At 62.8% G+C, this 21,893-nt stretch carries 23 protein-coding genes; 12 read left to right on the forward strand and 11 right to left on the reverse strand.

The genetic code is table 11. From position 1 onward, the window contains the following. Nucleotides 1-250: hypothetical protein (locus ACIQ2A_RS20000; protein WP_398482550.1), on the forward strand; the 250-nt coding region annotated here is incomplete at its 5' end. 91 nt (nt 251-341) lie between these two features. On the opposite strand, the gene ACIQ2A_RS20005 is transcribed toward ACIQ2A_RS20000, so the two are convergent. The 3 genes from ACIQ2A_RS20005 to ACIQ2A_RS20015 all read right to left on the reverse strand — a co-directional run bounded on the left by ACIQ2A_RS20005 (nt 342) and on the right by ACIQ2A_RS20015 (nt 3,803). Further along, nucleotides 342-1,124 (reverse strand): class II aldolase/adducin family protein, encoded by a 783-nt coding sequence (locus ACIQ2A_RS20005; protein ID WP_398482552.1) that lies wholly within the window; start codon nt 1,122-1,124, stop codon nt 342-344. 98 nt (nt 1,125-1,222) lie between these two features. Then, a complete protein-coding gene (gene bla, locus ACIQ2A_RS20010) occupies nt 1,223-2,080 on the reverse strand; it encodes a class A beta-lactamase (RefSeq protein WP_398482554.1) in 858 nt (285 codons plus the stop codon). 73 nt (nt 2,081-2,153) lie between these two features. Further along, nucleotides 2,154-3,803: a glycosyltransferase family 39 protein gene (locus ACIQ2A_RS20015; RefSeq protein ID WP_398482556.1), complete on the reverse strand. Its 1,650-nt coding sequence runs from the start codon at nt 3,801-3,803 to the stop codon at nt 2,154-2,156. A gap of 357 nt (nt 3,804-4,160) precedes the next feature. On the opposite strand from ACIQ2A_RS20015, the gene ACIQ2A_RS20020 reads away from it, so the two are divergent. The 3 genes from ACIQ2A_RS20020 to ACIQ2A_RS20030 all read left to right on the forward strand — a co-directional run bounded on the left by ACIQ2A_RS20020 (nt 4,161) and on the right by ACIQ2A_RS20030 (nt 6,370). Beyond that, nucleotides 4,161-5,108: a hypothetical protein gene (locus ACIQ2A_RS20020; protein WP_398482558.1), complete on the forward strand. Its 948-nt coding sequence runs from the start codon at nt 4,161-4,163 to the stop codon at nt 5,106-5,108. Between the two features lie 25 nt (nt 5,109-5,133). Beyond that, nucleotides 5,134-5,556, forward strand: a complete 423-nt coding sequence (locus ACIQ2A_RS20025; protein WP_398482560.1) for a MucR family transcriptional regulator — start codon at nt 5,134-5,136, stop codon at nt 5,554-5,556. Nucleotides 5,557-5,773: 217 nt separating this feature from the next. Then, complete coding sequence (locus ACIQ2A_RS20030) at nt 5,774-6,370, forward strand: DUF6456 domain-containing protein (protein WP_398482562.1); 597 nt, start codon at nt 5,774-5,776, stop codon at nt 6,368-6,370. Here the strand turns inward: ACIQ2A_RS20030 and ACIQ2A_RS20035 are convergent. Both ACIQ2A_RS20035 and ACIQ2A_RS20040 read right to left on the reverse strand, forming a co-directional pair. Then, entirely contained in the window at nt 6,367-6,801 is a 435-nt protein-coding gene (locus ACIQ2A_RS20035) for a SufE family protein (protein WP_398482564.1), read from the reverse strand. The two genes, ACIQ2A_RS20030 and ACIQ2A_RS20035, sit on opposite strands and share 4 nt — an antisense overlap. 90 nt (nt 6,802-6,891) lie before the next feature. Beyond that, a complete protein-coding gene (locus ACIQ2A_RS20040; RefSeq protein WP_398482566.1) occupies nt 6,892-7,293 on the reverse strand; it encodes a DUF5330 domain-containing protein in 402 nt (133 codons plus the stop codon). 524 nt (nt 7,294-7,817) lie between these two features. Between ACIQ2A_RS20040 and ACIQ2A_RS20045 the strand changes: the two genes are divergently transcribed. Genes ACIQ2A_RS20045 through ACIQ2A_RS20055 form a run of 3 tightly spaced genes read left to right on the forward strand, consistent with a single transcriptional unit; the run spans nt 7,818 to nt 10,743 of the window. Beyond that, nucleotides 7,818-9,644 (forward strand): PAS domain-containing sensor histidine kinase, encoded by a 1,827-nt coding sequence (locus tag ACIQ2A_RS20045; RefSeq protein WP_398482568.1) that lies wholly within the window; start codon nt 7,818-7,820, stop codon nt 9,642-9,644. Beyond that, nucleotides 9,637-10,362, forward strand: a complete 726-nt coding sequence (locus tag ACIQ2A_RS20050) for a peptidoglycan-binding domain-containing protein (protein WP_398482570.1) — start codon at nt 9,637-9,639, stop codon at nt 10,360-10,362. Before ACIQ2A_RS20045 ends, ACIQ2A_RS20050 begins: the two co-directional genes overlap by 8 nt. Before the next feature lie 33 nt (nt 10,363-10,395). Continuing rightward, nucleotides 10,396-10,743 (forward strand): DUF1491 family protein, encoded by a 348-nt coding sequence (locus ACIQ2A_RS20055; RefSeq protein ID WP_398482572.1) that lies wholly within the window; start codon nt 10,396-10,398, stop codon nt 10,741-10,743. Here ACIQ2A_RS20055 and ACIQ2A_RS20060 read toward each other — a convergent pair. Continuing rightward, the gene (locus ACIQ2A_RS20060; protein ID WP_398482574.1) at nt 10,740-11,717 is read right to left on the reverse strand and encodes a DUF2336 domain-containing protein; all 978 of its coding nucleotides are present in this window, start codon (nt 11,715-11,717) and stop codon (nt 10,740-10,742) included. The genes ACIQ2A_RS20055 and ACIQ2A_RS20060 overlap by 4 nt on opposite strands. A 102-nt stretch (nt 11,718-11,819) precedes the next feature. Next, nucleotides 11,820-12,737, reverse strand: a complete 918-nt coding sequence (locus ACIQ2A_RS20065; protein ID WP_398482576.1) for a class I SAM-dependent methyltransferase — start codon at nt 12,735-12,737, stop codon at nt 11,820-11,822. 257 nt (nt 12,738-12,994) lie between these two features. On the opposite strand from ACIQ2A_RS20065, the gene ACIQ2A_RS20070 reads away from it, so the two are divergent. After that, nucleotides 12,995-13,216: a hypothetical protein gene (locus ACIQ2A_RS20070; protein ID WP_398482578.1), complete on the forward strand. Its 222-nt coding sequence runs from the start codon at nt 12,995-12,997 to the stop codon at nt 13,214-13,216. Between the two features lie 25 nt (nt 13,217-13,241). Next, a complete protein-coding gene (locus ACIQ2A_RS20075; protein ID WP_398482594.1) occupies nt 13,242-14,012 on the forward strand; it encodes a hypothetical protein in 771 nt (256 codons plus the stop codon). Nucleotides 14,013-14,080: 68 nt separating this feature from the next. Here ACIQ2A_RS20075 and ACIQ2A_RS20080 read toward each other — a convergent pair whose 3' ends face one another. From ACIQ2A_RS20080 to ACIQ2A_RS20095, 4 genes are all read right to left on the reverse strand, one after another. Then, complete coding sequence (locus tag ACIQ2A_RS20080) at nt 14,081-15,061, reverse strand: sterol desaturase family protein (RefSeq protein ID WP_398482580.1); 981 nt, start codon at nt 15,059-15,061, stop codon at nt 14,081-14,083. Nucleotides 15,062-15,300: 239 nt separating this feature from the next. Then, nucleotides 15,301-15,879 carry a DUF1254 domain-containing protein gene (locus ACIQ2A_RS20085; protein ID WP_398482582.1) on the reverse strand — a complete coding sequence of 193 codons (579 nt, stop codon included), beginning with the start codon at nt 15,877-15,879 and terminating at the stop codon, nt 15,301-15,303. Then, the gene (locus ACIQ2A_RS20090; RefSeq protein ID WP_398482584.1) at nt 15,876-16,457 is read right to left on the reverse strand and encodes a DUF1214 domain-containing protein; all 582 of its coding nucleotides are present in this window, start codon (nt 16,455-16,457) and stop codon (nt 15,876-15,878) included. The genes ACIQ2A_RS20085 and ACIQ2A_RS20090 overlap by 4 nt, the downstream gene beginning before the upstream one ends. 27 nt (nt 16,458-16,484) lie before the next feature. Beyond that, nucleotides 16,485-18,725, reverse strand: coding sequence for a transglycosylase domain-containing protein (locus ACIQ2A_RS20095; RefSeq protein WP_398482586.1), 2,241 nt, complete (start codon nt 18,723-18,725; stop codon nt 16,485-16,487). A gap of 234 nt (nt 18,726-18,959) precedes the next feature. Here ACIQ2A_RS20095 and ACIQ2A_RS20100 point away from each other — a divergent pair, with 234 nt between their 5' ends. The 3 genes from ACIQ2A_RS20100 to ACIQ2A_RS20110 all read left to right on the forward strand — a co-directional run. Beyond that, nucleotides 18,960-19,472, forward strand: a complete 513-nt coding sequence (locus ACIQ2A_RS20100; RefSeq protein WP_398482588.1) for a YcgN family cysteine cluster protein — start codon at nt 18,960-18,962, stop codon at nt 19,470-19,472. Further along, a complete protein-coding gene (locus tag ACIQ2A_RS20105) occupies nt 19,473-20,225 on the forward strand; it encodes a glycosyltransferase family 2 protein (protein ID WP_398482590.1) in 753 nt (250 codons plus the stop codon). Nucleotides 20,226-20,375: 150 nt separating this feature from the next. After that, nucleotides 20,376-21,893: MDR family MFS transporter (locus ACIQ2A_RS20110; RefSeq protein ID WP_398482592.1), on the forward strand; the 1,518-nt coding region annotated here is incomplete at its 3' end.

The raw sequence follows: 21,893 nt of genomic DNA on the forward strand, positions 1-21,893 counted from the left end.
CAAAGAACAACAAACCAAACCAGGGAGCACGCCAATGTCCGCCAGCGAGGTCGCCAACACTCATTTCTCTGCCGCCATGGCAGTTGCGCAGGCAACGGGCATAGACCAGGACGGCGTCTGTCGTTCGATGCTGGGGCTGATCGTCAGCAAATATCTCGAAACCCGCAGCGCCACCGACGTGCAGTCGGAGCTTCATTTCCTCGCCGATAACTGCGATCCGGACACCGACTTCGCCTTCATGCGGCCGTGAGCCATAGGCCCAAAACGTAAAAACGCCGCCCGGAATTGGGCGGCGTTTTGTAGTCTGCGTAGAGGTTTGTGGACCCCTTATAGCACGAATCTCACGTCCTGTAAGATGGATCGCGGCGGTCGAGCTTGCGCAGCATGGGCGGCCAGACCAGTCGGGTCGATCGCAGTTCTGCCTTTTCGGGGTTACCGACCAGGGCGGCATTCTTCTCGATGACGATCTGGTCGACTGGATAGGCGGTCGGGCCGAGCATGCGGGTGCGGACCTGCATGGTGCAGGCGCGTTCCAGATAGTACATGCGCTCGAAGGCCGAGGCGACGGAGCGGCCGACAGTCAGCGTGCCATGATTGCGCAGCAGCATGATGTTCTTGTCGCCGAGGTCCTTCTGCAGGCGTGGGCGTTCGTCGTGATCGAGCGCGACGCCTTCATAGTCGTGATAGGCCAGTTCGGGGATGACCAGCTGCGCCGTCTGGTTCAGCGGCTGCAGGCCTTCCATGCAGGACGCGACAGCGGTGCCATCCGGCGTGTGCAGATGCATCACGCAGCCGGCGTCTTCGCGCACTTCGTGGATCGCCGAGTGAATGGTGAAGCCGGCGGGGTTGATGGTGTATTCGCTGTCGGACAGCTGGTTGCCGTCAAGGTCGACCTTGACCAGCGACGAGGCCGTCATTTCTTCGAAGATCAAGCCGTACGGATTGATCAGGAAGTGATGCTCGGGGCCGGGCACGCGCGCGGAGATGTGGGTATCGATCAGGTCGTCCCAGCCATAGAGCGCGACCAGGCGGTAGGCCGCAGCAAGGTTGACGCGCTGGGCCCATTCACCCTCGGTCATGTTCGAAGGGACGGCTTTGAGATGGGCAGCTTCGGCTGGTGACATAAGTCATCTCCGGTTCAATTGTTCGAGTTCCGTGACCGCAGCCTATTATTACGCGGGTCATGCAGCAAGGCTGCGGTGTCGCGCAGCAGTCATGCTGCTCATGCGAGACGCTCGCCGACCAGTTCGCCGATCGCCTTGAACACGGTGTTGAGCTGCTCCGGCGTCGGTTTTCCGCCACGCGTATACGCGGCGATGATCACCGGGCGGTCCGGCGCCGGCCACGCCACGGCGATGTCACCGGCGGCGTCCTTGCCGTTGTTGCCAGTCTTGTCGCCGATCTTCCAGGACGGAGGCAGGCCGGCGCGCAGGCGATTGGCGCCTGTCTTGCAATTCACCATCCATTCGACGAGTTGTGCGCGCGATCCCGGTTGCAGCCCATCTCCGAGGGCGAGGTGTTCCAGGCTCAAGGCCATGGCGCGCGGCGTCGTTGTGTCCTCGAGCTTGCCTGGCGGAGTGCGATTGAGTTCGGGCTCGTTGTGATCGAGACGTGAGGTGACATCACCGTGGTCGCGCCAGAACCGGGTCAGGGCCTTCGGACCGCCAATGCGCGCGAGCAGCAGATTGGCGCAGGTGTTGTCGCTGAGTTCGACAATGGCCTTGGCCATCTCGCCGACCGACAGCGCGCCCCTGGCGAGATTGTCTTTGGCGACCGGTGCGTAGTCGAGCAGGTCTTTCTGCGTATAGGGGATCATCGCCTCGAGACGATCCTGGCCGCGATCCACGCGCGCCAGCACGCAGGCGGCAAGGGACGCCTTGAAGGTGCTGCACATGACAAAGCGTTCCTGGTCGCGCCAGGCGAGCTCGGCGCCGCTGGTGACGTTCCTGGCATACAGTCCGATCCGCCCCCCGCAGTCGCGCTCATAGGTGAGCAGCGCAGGTGGTGTCTCCTTGGCAAAAACGGGAGTGGCTGCGAAGGCGGATGCGGTGAGCAGGAAAGCGCGGCGATTGATCATCATCCCATCTCGCTCGCAGCCGATCGGGGAGAAATGATGGCGTTGCGTCACGCCCTTGCGATGGATTTCCCGGCGCTTACGGCGCCGGGATCGCAAGCAGGCTGGAGATGCTGCTGCCACGGATATCGTACACGCGGGCGAAGACGACGTCGTCGCGCTTGATCTCGGCGATGACGGGCGCGGTGAGGCCCTTGCAGTAGAACTCGCCAAGGGTCATCGCAAAGTCAGCAGCATGGCTGTCCCAGCCGATGGTGAAGTCAGGGCCAAGTGCGACCTGTGCCGGACGCTGCGGGCCGCAGACGGCGACCTTCCACTTGCGGCCAACCGGCGCGTGTTCCTGTCGCTCGTCGATCTGCTCCTTGAGGGCGTCCGACGCCTGTTTCAGGGCGAGGCCCCAATAATCCAGCATGTACAGCGCGTCGGCCTGGCGCACAGTGCCGGCGACATAATTGAAGTGCGTGTACTGATACGGGTGCAACCGGATCATTTCGGCCATCGGCAGCATCAGGCCGAACGACAATGCGGCGACAGCCGCGGCCTGCGCGCCGCGATGATGGACGCGCAGCCAGTCCATCAATGATGCGAATGCGACGCCGGCGAGCACGGTCATCGGCGGGATCACGAAAATGAAGTGGCGGATACCGTTATACAGCGCTGGGCGCTTTACCATGGCGATGATCAACGGCAGCATCGCAGCCGCGGTGAGCATCAGCAGCACCGTCTTGCGGCGCGCCGGCACATCTTTCCGCGAGGTCGCAACGATGGTCAGCACGATGCCGCCGGCCAGCAGTGTGATCAGCACTTCCGGCAGTTGCAATGCGAACAGCGTCGGGAGATAGGACCACGGCATATCCGGCACCGAGATCATGGCGCCGTCGAACATTTCCTTCCACGGCTTCTCGAAGAAGTGCGAGAAGTAGGTGAGGGCGCGCAGCGGATTGGCGGGTTCGAGGATCGACCACGGCCAGATCAGGCCCATGATCAAATAACCGAAAGCGAGGCCCGGCAGCAGCAGATAGACGACGTGGAGCAGGCGTCGAATGGCTTCGCGCGGGCCCTGCGTTCGCCACTCTTCGAGGAGCAGAGGCGCAAAGCCGATCAGCGCATAGATCAGCGTCAGGCCGGCAAGGATGCGGCAGCCGATGGCGCAGCCGGCACCGATGCCGAGGATCAGCACGGTCCGCGTCGATGGCGCCGGATATTCCTGCACCAGGCGCACGAGGCCCAGCATCAGCACGATCATGGCCACCGCGAAGGGCGCGTCCTTCGGATTCATGAACATGTGGCCGTAGAAGGTCGGGCAAAGTGCCAGCAGCAACAGCGTGACGAGGCCGGCCACTGGCCCCGCAATACGGCGGCTGACGCGCCATGTCACTGCAAGGCCGATGATGCCGACGACGGCGCCGAGCAGGCGGCGCGTCTCGAACAGTTCGAGCGGGATGACTTTGTGCAGCAGGGCCGCAGCCATATCGAAGCCGCCGCCATACATGTAGAGATTGGCGAAGGAGAGGGCACCCGTATCGCGAAAGCCGGAGCCGTACATCTTCAGCAGAAGATCGGCATATTCGGCATGGGTGTAGTCGTCCCATCCGAGGCCGTAATCGCGGAATGTCAGGCTGGCGATAATGCTGACCACGACCAGCGCCAGAATGGCGAGGTCGTCACACGTCTTTTCCACGGAGCGCCGCAGGGGCGTTTCGATGGCCGCAGTCGTAATCGATGACATGGCTATAGACGATCCGGTGTCCCAAACCCAAACAATGGCTCGGCATTGCGCTTTTGAGCCTCGTTCCCCGGCATCGGTATAGCGCGTTTGTATTTTTGAGTAATTGAGAATTGTGGCTGAAATTCTCTTAAATTTAGTGCGGTGCAGTAAGAATAAAGCTTTGTTTCTTACTTGTTGGGAAAAGGCACCCAGCTCGACATCGCGGTGACGGGTCGCCCGGCGATCGAAACCCGTTATGGCATTGTGGCTTACCCCAAGCTGTGAACGTAAAATTGCCGTTTGGAAAACAGCGTTATATGACGCTATCGTGTTGCTCTGACGAGACTCGCGGAGCGTCCGTCCAGGAGTTCGAAGACCATGACAGTGCTGCTGATTGCCGGGACAGGCGTTATCCTGGCGGGCCTTGCCGCGATCGGATTTGGGGTTCCGGTCAAGGAATTCGGCTTCGGCAACACGTTGATCCTGACCGGCTCGGTCGGGGTTTGCACGGGCCTGATCATGATCAGCCTTGGCCTTGTGGTGCGCGAAATGCGCGGGTTGGCCGCGCAGATGGCCGCCGCCGAGCCGCGCGTCCCCGCACCGCTGCCGCGCCGGGAACTGAAGCTGCCACCACTTTCTGACGTTGCCGATGATGACAGCGATGAGCAGGCACCGCCGCCATTCGCGCGGGAGGCGTCTTCCCAGTCTGCAGCATCGATTCCAGCCGGTCCGGAGGCGGGTGTGCCGCCGTGGCAGGATGAGGTGCTGCGCGATCGTGAGCGTCTTGCCGCAGCTGCCGCCAGTGCAGCCGAGGAGCCGAAGCGGCGCAATCTGTTGTTCACCTCGACGCGCCGTGACCGCGAAAAGGATCGCACCGATGCGGTTGCGCAGGCGCTCGAGCTCGATCTATCCGGGGCTCCCGCTGCGCCGTCTCGCGAGGATGAGTCTCGGTTCGATGACGAAGCGCCTCAGGCCGAGCAGGCCCCGCGTTTCGAGGAGGCCTGGCCGCGGGGTGAGCGTCCCGCCGCTCAGCCCGATCGCCCGCGTTTCTCCGATGCGATCCGCCAGGCTGCGCGTGCGTCTGCCACCCACACCGATCGGTTCAGCGACCGGCTGCCAGACCCGAGCGAAATCCCCGATCGCGACGAGCCGGCGCCAGCCGCTCCCCAACGCGCGCCGGGCGTAACCGTGCTGAAATCCGGTGTCGTCGATGGCATGGCCTATTCGCTGTATTCCGATGGCTCCATCGAGGCGCAGATGCCGGAAGGGCTGATGCGCTTTGCCTCCATCGACGACTTGCGCCAACATCTCGACAATCGCGGCTGATGCGTTCCCTCCGAAAGACGGCGTCATGAGCGACACCCCCGGCAAGAGCTTCATCGAACTGACGGCGAGTATCGTCTCGGCCTATGTCGGTAACAATCCGGTGCCGGCGTCGGAACTGCCGGCGCTGATCAGTCAGGTTCACGGTGCACTGGCGCGCGTTTCGGGTACTAGCGCCGTGGCGGTGGCGATCGAACAGGCTCCCGCGAAGCCGGCGGTGTCGGTGAAAAAGTCGATGACCGCCGAATATCTTGTCTGTCTCGAGGACGGCAAACGCTTCAAGTCATTGAAGCGGCATCTCCGCACGCAATACGGAATGACACCGGAGCAGTATCGCGAGAAGTGGGGCCTGCCTGCGGACTATCCGATGGTGGCCCCGAACTATGCGGTCGCCCGTTCTCAGTTGGCCAAGCAGATGGGTCTCGGGCAACAGCGCAAGCGCCGGAAATAGGTATCCGGGTTCCATTCTGCGGGAACTTTTGGCGAACAAATCGGGACGAAAAGTTGACCGATCAACCGGCCCGCGTGAGGCCGGCTACAAGCGCTCGGACAAATTTCGACTGTCGTTCGTGGGTCGCGGACTGAACCCACAAATAGGAAAGTGATCCAAAATTTCGCTTGCAGGGGCGGCGGACTCGTGAGCTTATGTCTCCAGCAAGGAGAACAAAATGAGAACATCAGGAAGCCGCCAACCCCGTCCCGATCAAATCGACCCGCACCGCATGCGCCATATGTCGTTGGAAACGCGGCAGATACTCACAGAGGATGGCATTGCGAGCGTGCTGGTCAATGACAGCGAAAGCCCGCTGGCCTGGCTCGCGCGCCGCAAGGGGCGGGACGGGCGCAGCCTGATCGCGCCGCATCAGCTCATTGCCGGGGAGAAGCTGCGTGCCGATTTCACCCGCGGCAACATGGCCCCGCGTGTCACCGCCAATTGGGGCGCGCCCACCGGCGGCCGTCCACGTGGGTCAGGCCTCAGTCCCGGCGAAATGACCGATGCGATGCTGGCGTCGCGGCAAAAGGTCGGGCATGCGCTCGATGCCTGCGGGCCGGAATTCGCAGGGCTTCTGATGGATGTCTGCTGCTTCCTGCGCGGGCTCGAAGATGTCGAGCGCGAACGCAGCTGGCCGCCGCGTTCGGCCAAGGTCGTGCTGCAACTCGGCCTCGACCGGCTCGCGCGGCACTATGGTTTCGCGGGAGAGGCGAAAGGCGGTCCGGCGAACGTGCGGACGTGGCTGGCAGAGGATGCGACGTTCGAGGTTTAGCTCGCCGTTTCCAGCGCGGCGCGCGCGTCATTGCGGATGCGCTCGACCATCGAGCGCAGGCCGTTCGAGCGCTGTGGCGTCAGGTGCTCGCGAAAGCCGAGTTCGTCGAACACGGCGATCGCATCGGTCTCCAGAATGTCCTTCGGCGTGCGATCAGACATGAGCGCCAGCAGGATTGCGATCAGGCCGCGCACGATATGGGCGTCGCTGTCGCCGAGATAGCTCAGTACCGGCGCGCCTTTGTCGCTGGTCGCCAGTTTACGCGACAGCCAGACCTGGCTGGCGCAGCCGTTGACCTTGTTGGCGGTCGAATGCTCGTCTTCGGGCATCGGCGCCAGCGTGCGGCCAAGCTCGATCACATAGCGATAGCGATCGTCCCAGTCCTCAAGCAGTTCGAAATTGGCGCGGATGTCGTCGATGCTGGTGGTCATGGCGGCCTTGATGCGAATGTCAGCCCTATATAGGGGCGATTTACATCGAATGCGACCGCAGTTCCGGCATTTATCGGCCGGAACCGGGGTTCATGGCATCAGTGGAGCGTCCGGCGACTGCCAGTCGACGGCGAGATCGTCCTGGGTCAGCGTATCCGGCTTCGCCATCAAGACAGCGCCTTGCTCCTGGTCGCCGCCTTCGCCGATCGAGCCGGTATGGTCGGGCTTCTTCTCGGTGATGATCTGATAGACCTTGCGCGCGCCTTCCTTGGCGCGTTCGCCGATAAAGGCCGCCGCATTGCCGCCGACCTCGCAAGCCGCCGGCTGGCGCTTGCAGAATTGGCTCATATCCGATGCCGCCGCCGTTGCGGCCGATATCGCGTCGGAGGCGCCGACCTGGGGCGCCGCTTTCTCTGCTTCGGGCGTGTGATCCCGCGGCAGCAGAACAAGCACCAGCCCGATCCAAAATGCCATGCGCAGCAGGAAGAACATGAAAACCCCGTCGCCTTTTCTTGACGTTGCGGATGACCGCATTCACGGCCAAAGCTAAACCGCGTCGATAAACTTCAAGTATTTGCGAAGCGATTAATTCGATAAAAATTGATGCGATTGGAGATGGCGTAAATTTTTGATTGATGCCGACATTCTGCCCCTCATGGTGAGGAGGCGCGAAAGCGCCGTCTCGAACCATGAGTTGGTGAAGCTCGGAGCCTGCGGCCATCCTTCGAGACGCGCGCAATGCGCGCTCCGCAGGATGAGGGCAGAGGCTGTGTGCTGCTTATCCAGCTATGTCCATACTTTCGAAACCATAATGCCTGCTCCGGTGAAAGTTTCCGTTCACCACAATGCGCGAACAAAAACGCGAAAACTCCCTTCAAATCGAGACTTGCGCGTTAGGCATGGTCCTGTCTGCGATCGCTTTAGTGTTCGTTTAATCCCGCTCTGACAGGTTGGCTTCAACGATGAAGGAGGCGTTTCGACACGTCGATGTAGACGAGTATGTCGAAGCGAAACGAGTGACAGGTTTGAACATCATCCGCGACTGTCTTGATGCGATGCTGCACCCGTCTGTGCGCTATGATGCGATGACGAGCGCGCGTCATCGCGCCTTCATGGCACCGCGGCTATTGGGCAGTCTCGCAGCCTTTGCGGCATTCCCTGTCTATCTCGTCCTGCGCGGCGCGCCGACCGCGCTCGAGGTCACTGCCTTCGCCTGGCTGATTGCACCGATCCTGTTATCCTATTTCCTGTCGCGTACCGGCCGCTATGAGAGCGCGCAGATCATGTCGTCGCTTGCGGTTGCGAGCCTCGTCATGATGGTCGCGATCTTCACCGGTGGCATCGCGAGCTTCGCCGCGATCTGGCTCGTCGTCGTGCCGATCGAGGCCGCGCTGTCTGCGTCGCGACGTATCGTCGTCGCGGCATCCACCATCGCGATTGCCTGTGTCGCCGTGTTGGTCACGCTCACGGCGCTTGACTGGCTGCCGGCATCCGAAGCCGGCGCCAGCCATATCGTGTTCATGACCTTCGGCATCGCCTCCGCAACGCTCTATGCCGCCGGTCTCGCTTTTGGTGCGGAGTCGCTGGCGCGCACCAGTGTGTCGCTGCTCAATGTCGAGGAAGATCGCTATCGCCTGCTGGCCCGGCATATGAGCGACGTCATCTCGCGTCATCGCCCGAACGGCACCGTGCAGTTCATCTCGCCTGCAGCCGAGACGCTGGTCGGCGTGCAGCCGCAGCGCCTGTTCGGCCACGGCCTGTTCGATCGCGTCCATGTCGCCGATCGCCCGGCCTATCTGACCGCGTTGTCCGATGCCGCACGCGGTGGTGAAGCGCGCAGTGTCGAATTCCGCCTGCGCCGCGATGGCGCGCGCGGCGAGGCCGGTGACTTCATCTGGGTCGAGATGCGTTGCCAGCCGCTGGAAGAGGCCGCCGATCGTTCGGCGCCAGCCAATCACGAGACCGAAGTGGTCGCCGTGCTGCGCGACGTCACCGACCGCAAGCTGCAGCAGCAGGCGCTGGAAGAGGCGCGCATCGTGGCCGAGCGCGCCGATGCATCAAAGACGAGATTCTTGGCCACCATGAGCCATGAACTGCGCACGCCGCTGAATGCCATTATCGGTTTTTCCGATATGATGGCGCAGGAAGACGTGCTGATGCTGGACGCCGCCAAGCGCAAGGAATATGCGCAGCTGATCAATGATTCCGGCCTGCATCTGCTGTCGGTCGTCAACGGCATCCTCGATATGTCGAAGCTCGAGTCCGGCAGCTTCGAACTCGCGCCGGAGCCATTCGCGCCGCGTCCCGCATTGATCAATTGCTGCAATCTGCTGGCGCTGAAGGCGAGCGACAGTGGCGTCGATCTGATCACCGATGCGCCGAAGGATCTGCCGGAAATCAATGGCGATCCGCGCGCGTTCCGCCAGATCCTGCTCAATCTCGTTTCCAACGCCATCAAATTTACCGAGCGCGGTGGCAGCGTCACCGTCACGGCTGGCGTCGATTTGGCGCAACTGATCGTGCGCGTGCGCGACACCGGCGTCGGCATTGCCGCTGACGATCTCGCGCGCATCGGCGATCCGTTCTTCCAGGCCGGCGAAACCTATCATCAGCGCCGCCACGAAGGCACCGGCCTTGGCCTGTCCATCGTCAAGAGCCTGGTCGGCATGCATGGCGGCGAGATGCGGGTCCAGAGCCGGGTAGGCGAGGGCACCACCGTCACCATCGCGCTTCCGCTGGATTACACGCCGCCGCATGCTATGCCGAGCAACATCACACCATTGAACATTGCGCCACGCAGCGCGTCGTCCGAGACGATCCATCAGGTGAAGAAGAGTGCCTAAAGCGAGTTCGAAATCCACCAAGTCCAAGCGCGCAAGCGTCGCCGTCATCGACGAGCCGGCCGAGCGCGGTCTGCTGATGCGCATGCTGCTGCACAGCCCGAAGGACATGGTGGCCGGCCTGATCGCATTCTCCGCGGTCAGCGCGATCATCGCCAATGCGATCTTCCTGCAGAAGGGTCACCACCCGTCGCCGATGTTCGGCTCCAGCACCGTGGTCGCATTTCCCGCGCCGACGCCGACCGTCAACCCACTGCCGAAGCCGCGCCCGAGCGAGGCCACGCTGACGTCGTCCGATGCGAAGCTTGATGCGCGCATGATGGATGCCAGGCCCGTCAATCCCGTGAACGAGCCGAAACCGTCGGTGGTTGCCAGGCCCGCCGAGCAGCGCGGTGGCGATGCCATGGGCAATCTCGTGAAAGCGACCGCTGCGCCGACGACGACGACCTCATCGGTGCAACGTCCGCCAGCGGCAATCCCGAACGCCGGCAAGTCCGATCCTCTGGGCGATCTCATCACCAATACCCGCCGCGTCGCCGCCGTGCAGCGCGCGCTCACGGAATACGGCTATGGCCAGCTCAAGCCGACCGGCAATGTCGGCTCGGACACGTCGGCCGCGATCCAGCGTTTCGAACGCGAGCGGAAGCTGCCGGTGACGGGCCAGATGTCCGATCGTCTGGTGCAGGAGCTTGGCACTGTGACAGGACGCGCGATCAACTAGCGGTCGCCCGCTGGCTGTCGTATCGTCAGCGCCATGAGCCGTTTGAAATCAGCAATATGGGTAGCCGCCTATCTGCGCCGCTGCCAGACCGAAGGCATATTCGGTGCCGTGAGCCGGCGCGGGGCGGAGGAGGCAGGGGCGATCTTCGTCAAGCTCGTGCTGCTCGATGGCAATGCGATCCTCTACACGCCGGCACCGCAGACCGCCTATGACGACAGCCGCCCCGTCGATCGTGTCTTTGCGCCATCGCCGCCGCAGCCGGTGGACGAGCGCAAGATCGATGAGCGGCTGCAGAAGGAAATGAACTTCGATCCCGATCTGTGGATCGTCGAGATCGAGGACAAGGCCGGGCGGCATTTCCTCGATCTGGCAAAAAACTAGCTTCCCGAACTATTCCGCGTGCGCGTGATATCCACGCCGGGCTGCATGCCCGGCTGGACGCTCGGCCGCGCCATCGGCGTTGCCGCGCGGGCGCGCTGGCGTTCGTCGTCATACAGAGCCGGGCGGAATTTCGCGCGCGTGGCGGCAAGATGCGCGCCGCGCCAGGCGGCGACCATGATCAGCGCCGCGCGCTCGGTGAGCACGTCATACATCCGCGACAGCCGGTACACATTGTTCACCGATGTGCCGAATTCCGGATTGAGAAACAGCAGCACGCGCTGGAACACGGCGCCATGCATGCCAAGCGCCTTGGCGCAGCAGGCGAGCGGTTCGCCGCCGGGATCGCTCACCACCTGATCGGCGATCGCCAGCGGCAGCATCAAGGCTTCGCTGATCTCGCGGGCAAAATTCTCGCGGTCTTCGGCAAACGCAGCCATTTCCAGAATATGCATCGCACGTTCGGCGCGCGCCTGCGGGATGCGTGCCGAGGGCTGCAGCGGCGTGTCCGCCAGATTGTGCAGCATCTTCGTGCGCTCGGTCGCATTGGCGGCAAAAAACAGATTGCTGATTTCGGCGGCGTCGTTCGGCTGCATCGTGCGATTGACGACGCGCGACGGCGGCGGTGCCGGCTGCGATAAGGTCGGCGCGGAGACCTCCGGAACGATAGGCGGCGCGACGGGGGCCGGCTGTTGCGTCGCCGCAGGGCGCAGCGCGAGTTGATTGAGGATCACCCGCGGCGTGTTCGGATAGATCGACAACCGCGCCCGCACGGCAGCGCGCGTGGCGTCATCCACCTGATCGATCAGACGCGATGTCAGTTCGACGAATTGTTTCTCCTCGTCGGCCGTATGGGTCGGCGCCTGCACATAGAGATCCGTCAGCACCCGCAGCAATGTCGGACGAATATCGACGCCCTCGCGGCGCGATAATGTCATCAGGCCGTCGAAGCCTGGAATCATGGGCGGGTTTGTCATGGTCGATACGCTGACTGAGGCAGATTTGCCTCAAATTACGACCGACCCGTTAAGGCCCCCTTAACCATCGACGGTTCCATGTCCAGTTGTGACGTCCAGCCGTCAGATCTGGCCGTCATAATACATCGGCATGCTGCCGGGCTTGATCGCGCGTTCGTTGCGCCGGCCCATGAAATAGACGCCGCCGGCCGCATCCGCGCGGGCGCGGGATTTCCCGAAGCGATCGAAATAGCGCAGCCAGAAGAAGGGCAACGTGGCGAGTCGCGAAAACTTGTCGCCGGCACCCAGGGCGCGCGAGAAATAGCGGATCGACCACAGCAGCGCGATGCCTGGGCCGGTCACGGCGCCAGCTTCGATCTCGTCGAATTTGCGGAACAGCCAGCGATGCCCGCTGCGGGTGAAGCGCGAGAAGTCGTAAGCGCGCTCGTGCACCTGCTGCATGAACGGCGTCTCGGCATAAACGAGCCCCTGCGGTTTCAGCACGCGATGAATTTCTGCGGCCACAGTCGCAGGCTCCAGCACATGTTCGAGCACGGCCTGGATCCAGACGCCGTCGAAAGTGGCATCATGGAAGGGCAGGCGATGCGCGTCGGCTACCAGCACGGTGTTGTCGGAGGAAAACACGTCGCTGCCGACGACTTCAATATCGGGATCGTCATAGAGTTCATGCGAGCCGGCGCCGACCGTGGCGCCGCCGACCACCAGCACCACAGGATTCGGATTGTCCTGCTTCAGCAGCGTGATGAATTTCTGGCAGTTGCCTTCGGCCACGGGATTGCCGCCAAAAGTGAAGCGATGCAGGCGCGAGCCAAGTGAGCGGCCGGTCGTATCGCGGCTCAGCACCGAGCCGTGCTCGCGGCGATACATCTTGCGATCGAATACGCTGTCCTCGAAATCGATCAGCACCGGCTGGCCATCGACCATCGGAAAGCCGTCGGTCGAGTAATCGCAGCGATAGTTCACGCAAGACGGCTTGGCGTGAATGTCGGAGATCGGCGAACCGCAACGCGGACAGCGCATCCGTTCTCTCCAGTTCGTCGCCAGGTGAAGATCGTCCACGCTTTGCAGTGTTGCGCTCATCGTCAGATTTCATCCTGCTTGTCTGTCGGGTGAGTCGAATGCGGGGAGGCGTCGCTCCGTTCCCCGGTGGTACTTTCAGACAAGAATGCGGCGAGATATCGTTAAAGTCTGCGCGATGTCGTTAACAGTGCATTAACCATAAATCCCCCTAATGCGACGGTGCCGTCCGCGAGGAGACGGTGCAAGAGGCGGAGACCATGGGCGATATCATCAAGTTCCCGGCAGATGCGGCAGCGCGCAGGCTGGGCGTGGATGTGGCCCTGCAACCCCGCAAGACATCTGCAAAAATGTCATCTGCACAAATCCTGATCCTGCCGGTGATCCGCATCGAACGTCATATCGATGACGCGAATGGTGGTCGTGGGCCGGAAGAGGGCACTGCGCCGAGCCGTCGCCGCAAGCGCCGCGCGCGATCCTGATCGCGGAACCCTGCTTATGCCGATGATGTGCACACCGAACCGCACGAGGCTTCGGCGCACGCCGCCGATTGTTGCATGCATCATCTTGCTGGCCACCACGCTTGGCGGATGCGCCGGTGGCGATTTCGGTCGTACGCGGAACAACGCCGTCACCGATGACATGCATCGCTGGGTTGGCGTCGAGGCCACCGGTAGCGTCGGCAAGAAATCATCCGAGTTCCAGCTCACCGATCTCGAACGGCAATTGCGTGATCAAGCCTATCCTTTGATCGAACCACCGCATTCGCGCCCGCTGTGGAAGAGCGTGTTCGGCGACTACAAGCCGATTGAATCGCCGTGGCGGCAGAATGTCGTGTTCGACCGCACAGCGTATGGAAAGCTGCTCATCGACGAACCGCATCGCTCGCATTCGTCGCGCTATGCGGTGCTGATGGACGATGTGCGCAACGACATCCTGCGCTTTGAAGTCTTCTATGGCACAGCGATGCGTGTAGCTGAACTCGATCGCAAGCGGGCGGCGAGTCTCAAGCTGGTAACCGGCGTGCAGCCGAACGAGCGTGGCGACGCGAATGCACGCATGGATGAGAATGCGCTGATCATCCAGTGGGTCGAGCAGTGCCTGCAGCGTCGCGTGTCTTCTTATAAATGGGCGCTTGAACGTCTCGTGATTCACGCACCGGACAATATCGCAGCAAGCGCCGACATGCTGATCAATGAACTGGGATCGCAAGCCAATGCAGCGGCCGGCACCATCGTGCCAGTGCGTCCCGGCATGGCGCTGCGTGTCGGCGGATAGAAGTTGCTCTAGGGCGGATAAGGCGAAGCCGTCATCCGCCGTTCTTGGCCACACACTCGGCCGGTGGATTACGCTTCGCTGATCCGCCCTACGGCCTCCGACTTTTCCGCAGGTTTCGTTTGATCGACAAGCCCAACCCGCTTTCCCAGAATCTCACGCGCGCCCCTGCGCGAAAACGGCTGCATGATCTGGCCGACAAAATCCGGCGCCACGCGGCCGCTGATGCCGAGACGATCCGGTGAGGCCTTATCGGGATTGAGATAGGTGCCGAACACATGATCCCAGATCATGATGTTCTCGCAGTAATTGCTGTTACCTTCTTTCAACGTCTTCGAATGATGCCAGCGATGCAACTTTGGCGTTGCGAAGATCGGATCGAACAGCGCCGTGCGCGTTTCCACATTGCAATGAGTGAGGAGGCCCGTGATTGCCGTCACGGCGCCGACCCACAAGAACACCTGCAGCGGTGCGTCGAGCAGATAGAGTGGCGCCTGACTCAGCGTCATCTTGATCAGAGAATCCACCACATGGAAACGGCCGGTATTCACCACCCAGAGCCGGAGCACGCTGTGATGGAGCGCATGGAAGCGCCAGAAGAACAGGTTTTCATGCGCAATGCGGTGCGACCAGTAGAGACCGAATTCGGCGATCACCAGCGCGAGCACCACCTGCGCAATCAGTGGCCACTGCGTCGGCCATAGCTGCGACATATGATCGTCTGCGCGCGTCACGGTCGCAACCGCCATGGGCACGATCGACGTGGCGGCCACCGCAAGCTGCGCCGCGCCTTTGGTGAGCAGTGTATGGCCGATATCGTTCAGCGTTTCGCCGTCATGGTCGAGCCATTCCGGCCGGTGCGGCATCGCGCGTTCGAGCAGGACAATCGCGCCGAGCAGCGCGGCGTAAACGGCATTGAACCACATGATGGGTGCTGTGCTCGCGAAGGCGAACCACGCGCCGGCCAGCGCGCTGAAATAAAGCAGCGGCCACCAGACGAAAGAGAGCAGATAGGAGGATGTCGTTTCCGCCGTGGCCTGATCGTGATGCATGTGCGTTCCGCTTCGTCGATTCGCCGTGTCATGGGATCGACACGCAGCATCGCTGAAGCGGATGGCAGGCAGATTACGGGGAGGCGCTTGTTAGACGTTTTCCATGCGGGAAAAGGTCACGGGGACAATTGTAGGATGGGTTGAGCAGAGGCGCGAAGCGCCGGAGCGAAAACCCATCGGCGGAGCCCGCGGCAAAGGAAGGTGATGGGTTTTCGCTTCGCTCAACCCACCCTACGATCCTAGCGCTTGCCCTTCGCCGGCGCGGCCGGCGGCTCCGTTTGCACGCGGCAATTCGAGGCCGCGAGCGACGCCTGCGCTTGCGTCATCAATCCGGGCTCAGCGGCCAGCGCCTTTAATACGATCAGACCGGTCTCGGTCGGCGAATCGATGATCAGCCGGTCGGCGGCGGTCACGTCTTCTTCTTCCGGCAGCGCCTCGTGCTGTGCCTCGGTCATCAGATCGAGTTCGATGACGCGGCGACCGGCGGAGCGGTCATTGATGGCGTAGTAGGCGACGTCGCTGCGGGTGTAGAACGACACCGATGTATAGGACTGGCTCACGGGCACTGTCAGCTTGATCGGTCCCTTGGACAGGTCGTAGCGGCACACAGCCATGGCAAATGCGGGATCCATATAGGGCAGCAACGCATTGGCCGGATTGGTCTGCGCCAGTGGCGTCACAGCGTTCTCTTTGGTCACCGCGGCCAGCCGCGAATAGGCATCCTGTGTCGCGATACGCGGCAGCGCCAGCACACTGACCAGATGCACGACGCCGCCGAGCAGCACGCCGCCGATGATGGTGAAGAGCAGCCGGATCATGACGGACAGCCCACCGTGGCGATGGCCGGCATCGGCGCATCCTTCTGGCTGCGTGTGGCGACTCCCACCGGCGTATCGTAAAGCCGCAGCATCAGCACATAGCGATCGACAGCACTGGTCGGCAGCCAGTTGCCGGCGCGCGATCGGGCAGCGATGCGGATCTCGAAAGCGCCGTCGGCGCTGCGCACCACTTCCTGACTGGTGAAGCCATAGCGCTCCAGCGTATTGGCGACGAGGCGACCCTTGGTGTCATACAGCGTCAGTGTCCAGAAGCGGGCAGGTGGGGTGACGCCGCTGATCACCACATCGCAGCGGCCGTCGAGCAGTTTGTTGTTGTCGTCTCGTGTGGCGGTGAACGTGATGCCGTCGCCGGTGCCGATCGGCAGTTCACCGGAACGCGCGATCGAGGCGCGGGCATAGGGATCGATCTCGTTCGAGCCGCTGCGCGGACGCGCGGTCCACGAACCAATGGTCAGCGTGCCGAGTTCGACGCCGCGCGTCGCCGTCGTCCAGGTCAGGCCGAGGCCGACGCCGGCTGCGATTGCGAGCCCCAGAAGCGTGAGGAAGATCAGCCGCACGTCGCCACCACCGTCATGTCGTCAGCTTCAGTTCTTGCGTGTGGTGGGAGCAGGGGCCGGCTTCGCAGCATCGTTGCCAGCGGCCGCATAGTTTTCCGGGAAGGCGAGCGTGGTGGAGGCGCGCGGCTTCGGTTGCTCGTCATTCGCGGATGTTCGGCCCACCGACTTGCCGGCATCGTCGAGCATCTTTTCCACGCGCAGCAGGATGTCCGCGCCGCGTCGCGTTAGCACCGGAGGCGGCCCGGGCTTCTGCTCCTGTGCATTGGCAGCCATGGCGGCGGACGCCGCAGCCGCCGGATTCTTCGTGCCCATGCCAACGCCTGGCAATTCCCGGATCTCGATGCCCTGATGCGCGGCCACCATGATCTCGCGCCAGGTCTGCGCCGGCAGCGAACCGCCGGTCATGCGGTTGGTCGGCGAATAGTCATCATTGCCGTACCAGACGGCCGCAGCGAAGTTGCCGGTGTAGCCGGCGAACCAGGCGTCACGATAGGCATTGGTCGTGCCGGTCTTGCCCGCCGTCGGAATGCCATCCATGGCAGCACGGCGTGCGGTGCCTTCGCTCACCACATGGCTCATCATCTCCGCCATGTCGGCAGCGCCCGAAGCGGGGATCGCCTGCGTCGGCTTCGGCCCGTCGCGATCATAGCGCCAGACCAGATCGCCGGCACCGGTGCGCACTTCCAGCACCGAATGCGGCGCCACGGCGCGGCCCTTGTTGGGGAAGGTGACATAGGCGGTGGCGTGTTCGACCACAGACACTTCCGTCGAGCCGATCGGCAGCGACGGCGTATCGAGCAACGGTGCCTTGATGCCGAATTTGCGCGCGACTTCGACGATCTTGGCGCGGCCGGCTTTCGGGCTGCCTTTGCCGAGCGCGATGGAGATCTTCACCGGCACCACATTGATCGAGCGTGTGATCGCCTGGGTCAGCGTGACATTGCCGGAATAGGAGTGACCGTAGTTCTGCGGGCACCAGTTGCCGATGCAGACGGGCCCGTCGAGGATCACGGATTTCGGCGTGTAGCCGTTCAGCAGTGCCGCTGTGTAGACATAGGGTTTGAACGACGAGCCAGGCTGGCGCATCGCGTCCACAGCACGATTGAACTGGCTGGCGCCGTAGTCGCGGCCGCCCACCATGGCGCGGATGCCGCCGTCAAGATCGGCCAGCACAGCGGCGGCCTGCGTCGCGTGATAGTCGCGGCCAAACTGGCGGAGCTGGTTTTCGACGGCCGCTTCGGCGGTGCGCTGCACATTCATGTCGATGGCAGTGCGCACCACAAAGACGCGCTCCACATAGGATTTTGGAAATGTCTCGACGAGGCGGCGCATCTCGTCGAAGGCCCAGTCGAGATAGTAGTTCGGCGACACTTCCTGACGGCGATCGACGGCGATGGCCGGATTGCGGCGGGCGCCGAACACCTGACCTTCGGTCATGAAGCCGGCATCGACCATGTTGTCGAGGACCTGGTTGGCGCGGGCGCGCGCGGCCGGCAGGTTGATATGCGGCGCGTATTTGGTCGGCGCTTTGAACAGGCCGGCGAGCATCGCGGCTTCCGCCAGCGTCACGTCGCGCGCGGACTTGTTGAAATAGAAATGCGCGGCGCCATCGACGCCGAAAGTGCCGCCGCCCATGTAAGCGCGGTCGAGATAGAGTTTGAGAATTTCGTTCTTGGTCAGGCGAGTCTCGAGCCAGATCGCAAGGAAGGCTTCGTTCACCTTGCGCTCGATGGTGCGCTCATTGGTCAGGAACAGGTTCTTGGCGAGCTGCTGCGAAATCGACGAGCCGCCCTGGCGCACGCCGCCGGCCTGCGCATTGGTGACAAGCGCACGCGCGGTGCCGGCGATATCGATGCCGAAATGGTCGTAGAAGCGGCGGTCTTCGGTGGCCAGCGTCGCCTTGATCAGGTTATCCGGGAAGTCTTCCAGCGGGATCGAGTCATTGTGCTTGATGCCGCGGCTGCCGATCGGATTGCCGTAGCGATCCAGGAAGGTGACAGCGAGATCGGATTTCTTCAGCCAGTCTTCGTCAGACGTTTCGCGGAACGCCGACTGGGCGAGGGCGAGCATCAGCACGAGGCCACCGAGGCCGAGCGTCGCTGCTTCCGACAGCGGCTCGATGAAGAGCCAGCGCTTCCAGCTGCCCACATGGAACCGGTCCATGAAGGTCGAATAGCGCTCCCATAATTCGCGGGTGCCGCGGCCGGAAGAAAACAGGCCGGAATCGATGCGCGCGTCGAGATCCAGCAGGAAATGCCGGACTTTCATGATCCACTTCGACGGGTCAATTTTTGGCACTTCGGGCCTTGGTTTCGTTGCAGTGCTGGCGCGTCTGTTGCGGTATCATTGCGGCATCCCGGCGGCAGTGTTGCGGCACGGGAGACTCGTCAAGTTTTAGCCGAGCAGGGCCGATAAACCAATGGCAGCGCAGCACAATTGCTGCTCAGGGCTAACGCCGCTAGAAGGACGCTTCGCCCACACATCTGGACTCATTCAAGCCGCATGACCGCACGCTCCCCACGTCTCTCCGCGCAGGAGGGAATGTTCTGGAAGACCAAGGCGTTAGAGGACATGTCCGACGCCGAATGGGAGAGCCTGTGCGACGGCTGCGGGCGTTGCTGCCTGAACAAGCTTGAAGACGAAGATACCGGCCGGATCTATTACACGCATATTTCCTGCAAGCTCCTCGATGCCAACCTATGTGCCTGTAAGGATTATCCAAATCGCTCCGACCAGGTGCCCGATTGCGTCCGCCTGACGCCTGAAAATGTGCGTGAACTGAGCTGGCTGCCACATAGCTGTGGCTACAAGCTAGCTGCGGAAAAACGCGATCTTTATTGGTGGCATCCGCTGATTTCGGGGAGTTCCGAGACCGTTCACGAGGCCGGGGTTTCAGTTCGTGGGCGGGTCGAGGCGTCGGAAGAAACCGTGCCGGATGAGGAGCTTGAGAACCACATCGTGTCCTGGCCGGCGCAATTGCCGCGCATCGCAAAGCTAAAGAAGCGGCCGGCGTAGATGTCGCCAGCGCCAAAGCTTTCACTCATTGTCATTACGAAGAATGAGGAAGCCTGCATCGGCCGGTGCCTGGCGTCGGTGCCGTGTGCGGATGAGATCATCGTCGTCGATAGCGGTAGCAATGATCGGACGGTTGAGATCGCGGAATCGCTGGGCGCCAGGGTGATCGTCACATCGGACTGGCCGGGCTTCGGGCCGCAGAAGCAGAGGGCGCTCGCACAGGCGCAAGGCGCGTGGGTGCTGTCGCTCGATGCGGATGAGTGGCTGGACCCGGAGGCGCTCGCGCCGCTGCAGGCGGCGATGGAGTCCGATGCGCCGGCTTTCCGCATGTCGCGGCGGTCACGGTTTTGCGGCAGCGTCATCAACCACAGCGGCTGGTCGCCGGATTACGTCACGCGGTTGTTCCGCCGCGGAACGGCGCGGTTCTCCGACGATCTCGTCCATGAGCGCTTGATCCCGGACGGCCCGGTCCGTACCGCTTCATTCCGCATCGAGCATGACAGCATCACCTCGCGCGCCGATGCCGAGGACAAGATCGCCCGCTATTCCACCGCAGCCGCGCAGCAGATGTTTTCGCGCGGCAAGCGCGCCGGTGCCGTTCAGGCACCGCTGCATGGCTGGGCGGCCTTCTTCAAGACCTTCATCCTCCGCGCCGGTTTCCTCGACGGCGCTGCGGGATGGGATGTGGCGGACTACAACCGCCGCTACGCCTATGAGAAATGGCGCCGCCTCGCCGAGCTCAGCCGCGCCTGATCACGGACGCGCGAGCGGCCGCCTGCGGCGGGACGCTCCCATGCAATGAAACACCTGTTGCGGGCGTCGTTCGAAGCATAAAACATCTGCAACCATCCGTTGCGCCGCGCCTGGCGGTGCCGATGCCCGAGATTGCAAACTGCGCGCTTCATGAACCAGATTCAACGACAGAGCCGCCCGGCGGCCGATGACCTGCCATTGTCCGACGAGCTTGCCGAAGAATTGTCGCGCATCCCGACTGAGGCCATCGCTCTCAAACATGCGTCGCCCCACATCACGCCGGCACCGCTGACCCAGGCCGAGATCCGCACCATCCTGATCAGCCTGCTGCTCGCGATGTTCCTCGCGGCACTCGACCAGACCATCGTGGCCTCCGCCTTGCCGACCATCGGCCGACAATTTGCCGATGTCTCGAATCTCTCCTGGGTGATCACCGCCTATCTGCTCGCATCGACCGCGGTGGCGCCGGTATTCGGCACGCTCAGCGACATCTATGGCCGCCGCGCCACGATCATCGCCGCAATGGCGCTGTTCATCGTGGGCTCGGTCCTGTGCGCACTCGCGCCGAACATGATTTTCCTGATCATCGCCCGCGCGCTGCAGGGCCTTGGCGGCGGCGGCATTCTGCCCATCGTGCAGACCATCATTTCCGATGTGGTCTCGCCGAAGGAGCGCGGCCAGTATCAGGCCTATTTCAGCGGCGTGTGGGTGGCGGCGGGCATTGGCGGGCCGATCCTTGGCGGCGTATTTGCCGAACATCTGCACTGGTCGATGATCTTCTGGGTGAACATCCCGCTCGGCATCGGCGCGCTCGCGCTCATGCTCCCGGCGATGAAAAAGATTCCGGTCTTCCATCGCCGGCGCAAGGTCGATTGGCTCGGCGGCGTGCTGCTGATGATCTCGGCCGTGTCCTTCATGCTGGCGCTGACATGGGGCGGCACACGCTTCTCCTGGCTGTCGCCGACCATCATCGCGCTGGTCGGCTCCGCCATCGTCATCGGCGTCGCCTTCGTCTGGCATGCGATGCATACCGATCAGCCGTTCCTGCCGCTGTCCCTGATCGGCGGCCGCGTGGTGCCATTTGCGATGGCCGCGGGCGGCTGCTGCATGGGCGCGATGCTCGGGCTCACCGTGCATATGCCGCTCTATTATGAAGTGGTCTATGGCCTCACGGCTGCTGAAGCCGGCATGGCGCTGATCCCGATCGCGGCGGTGTCGGTGCTTGGCGCGCTGATCGCCGGCCGCACCATGGCCAAGGCCGTGCATTACAAGCGCATCGCCATTTTCGGCACATCGGTGGCCGCGGTGATGGGCCTTGCCATCGCGCTGCTGACGCCGCTGCCGCTGTGGCAGTTGCTCACCATGCTCGGCATTCTCTCCATCGGCCTCGGCATGATCTTCCCGGTCAGCCTCGTCTCGATCCAGAACGCAGTGCCGCGTCCGCAGGTCGGCACGGTGACCGGCGCCATGAACTTCTTTCGCGCACTGGTGTCCTCCTTCACGGTGGCGGCGTTCACCACGGTGCTGCTGATGGCGCTCGGCCCCATCCTACGAAACAGCGAAACACGGTCTATCGCGGGCACGCGTCCCAGAATCCCTGCGTCTTGCTCGCATCGGTGTAGTACCAGCAATAGCCCGGCGCCGGTGGTGGGCCGGCCCAGGCGGCGG

It is taken from the genome of Tardiphaga sp., assembly GCF_044336785.1.
Classification (GTDB): Bacteria; Pseudomonadota; Alphaproteobacteria; order Rhizobiales; family Xanthobacteraceae; genus Tardiphaga.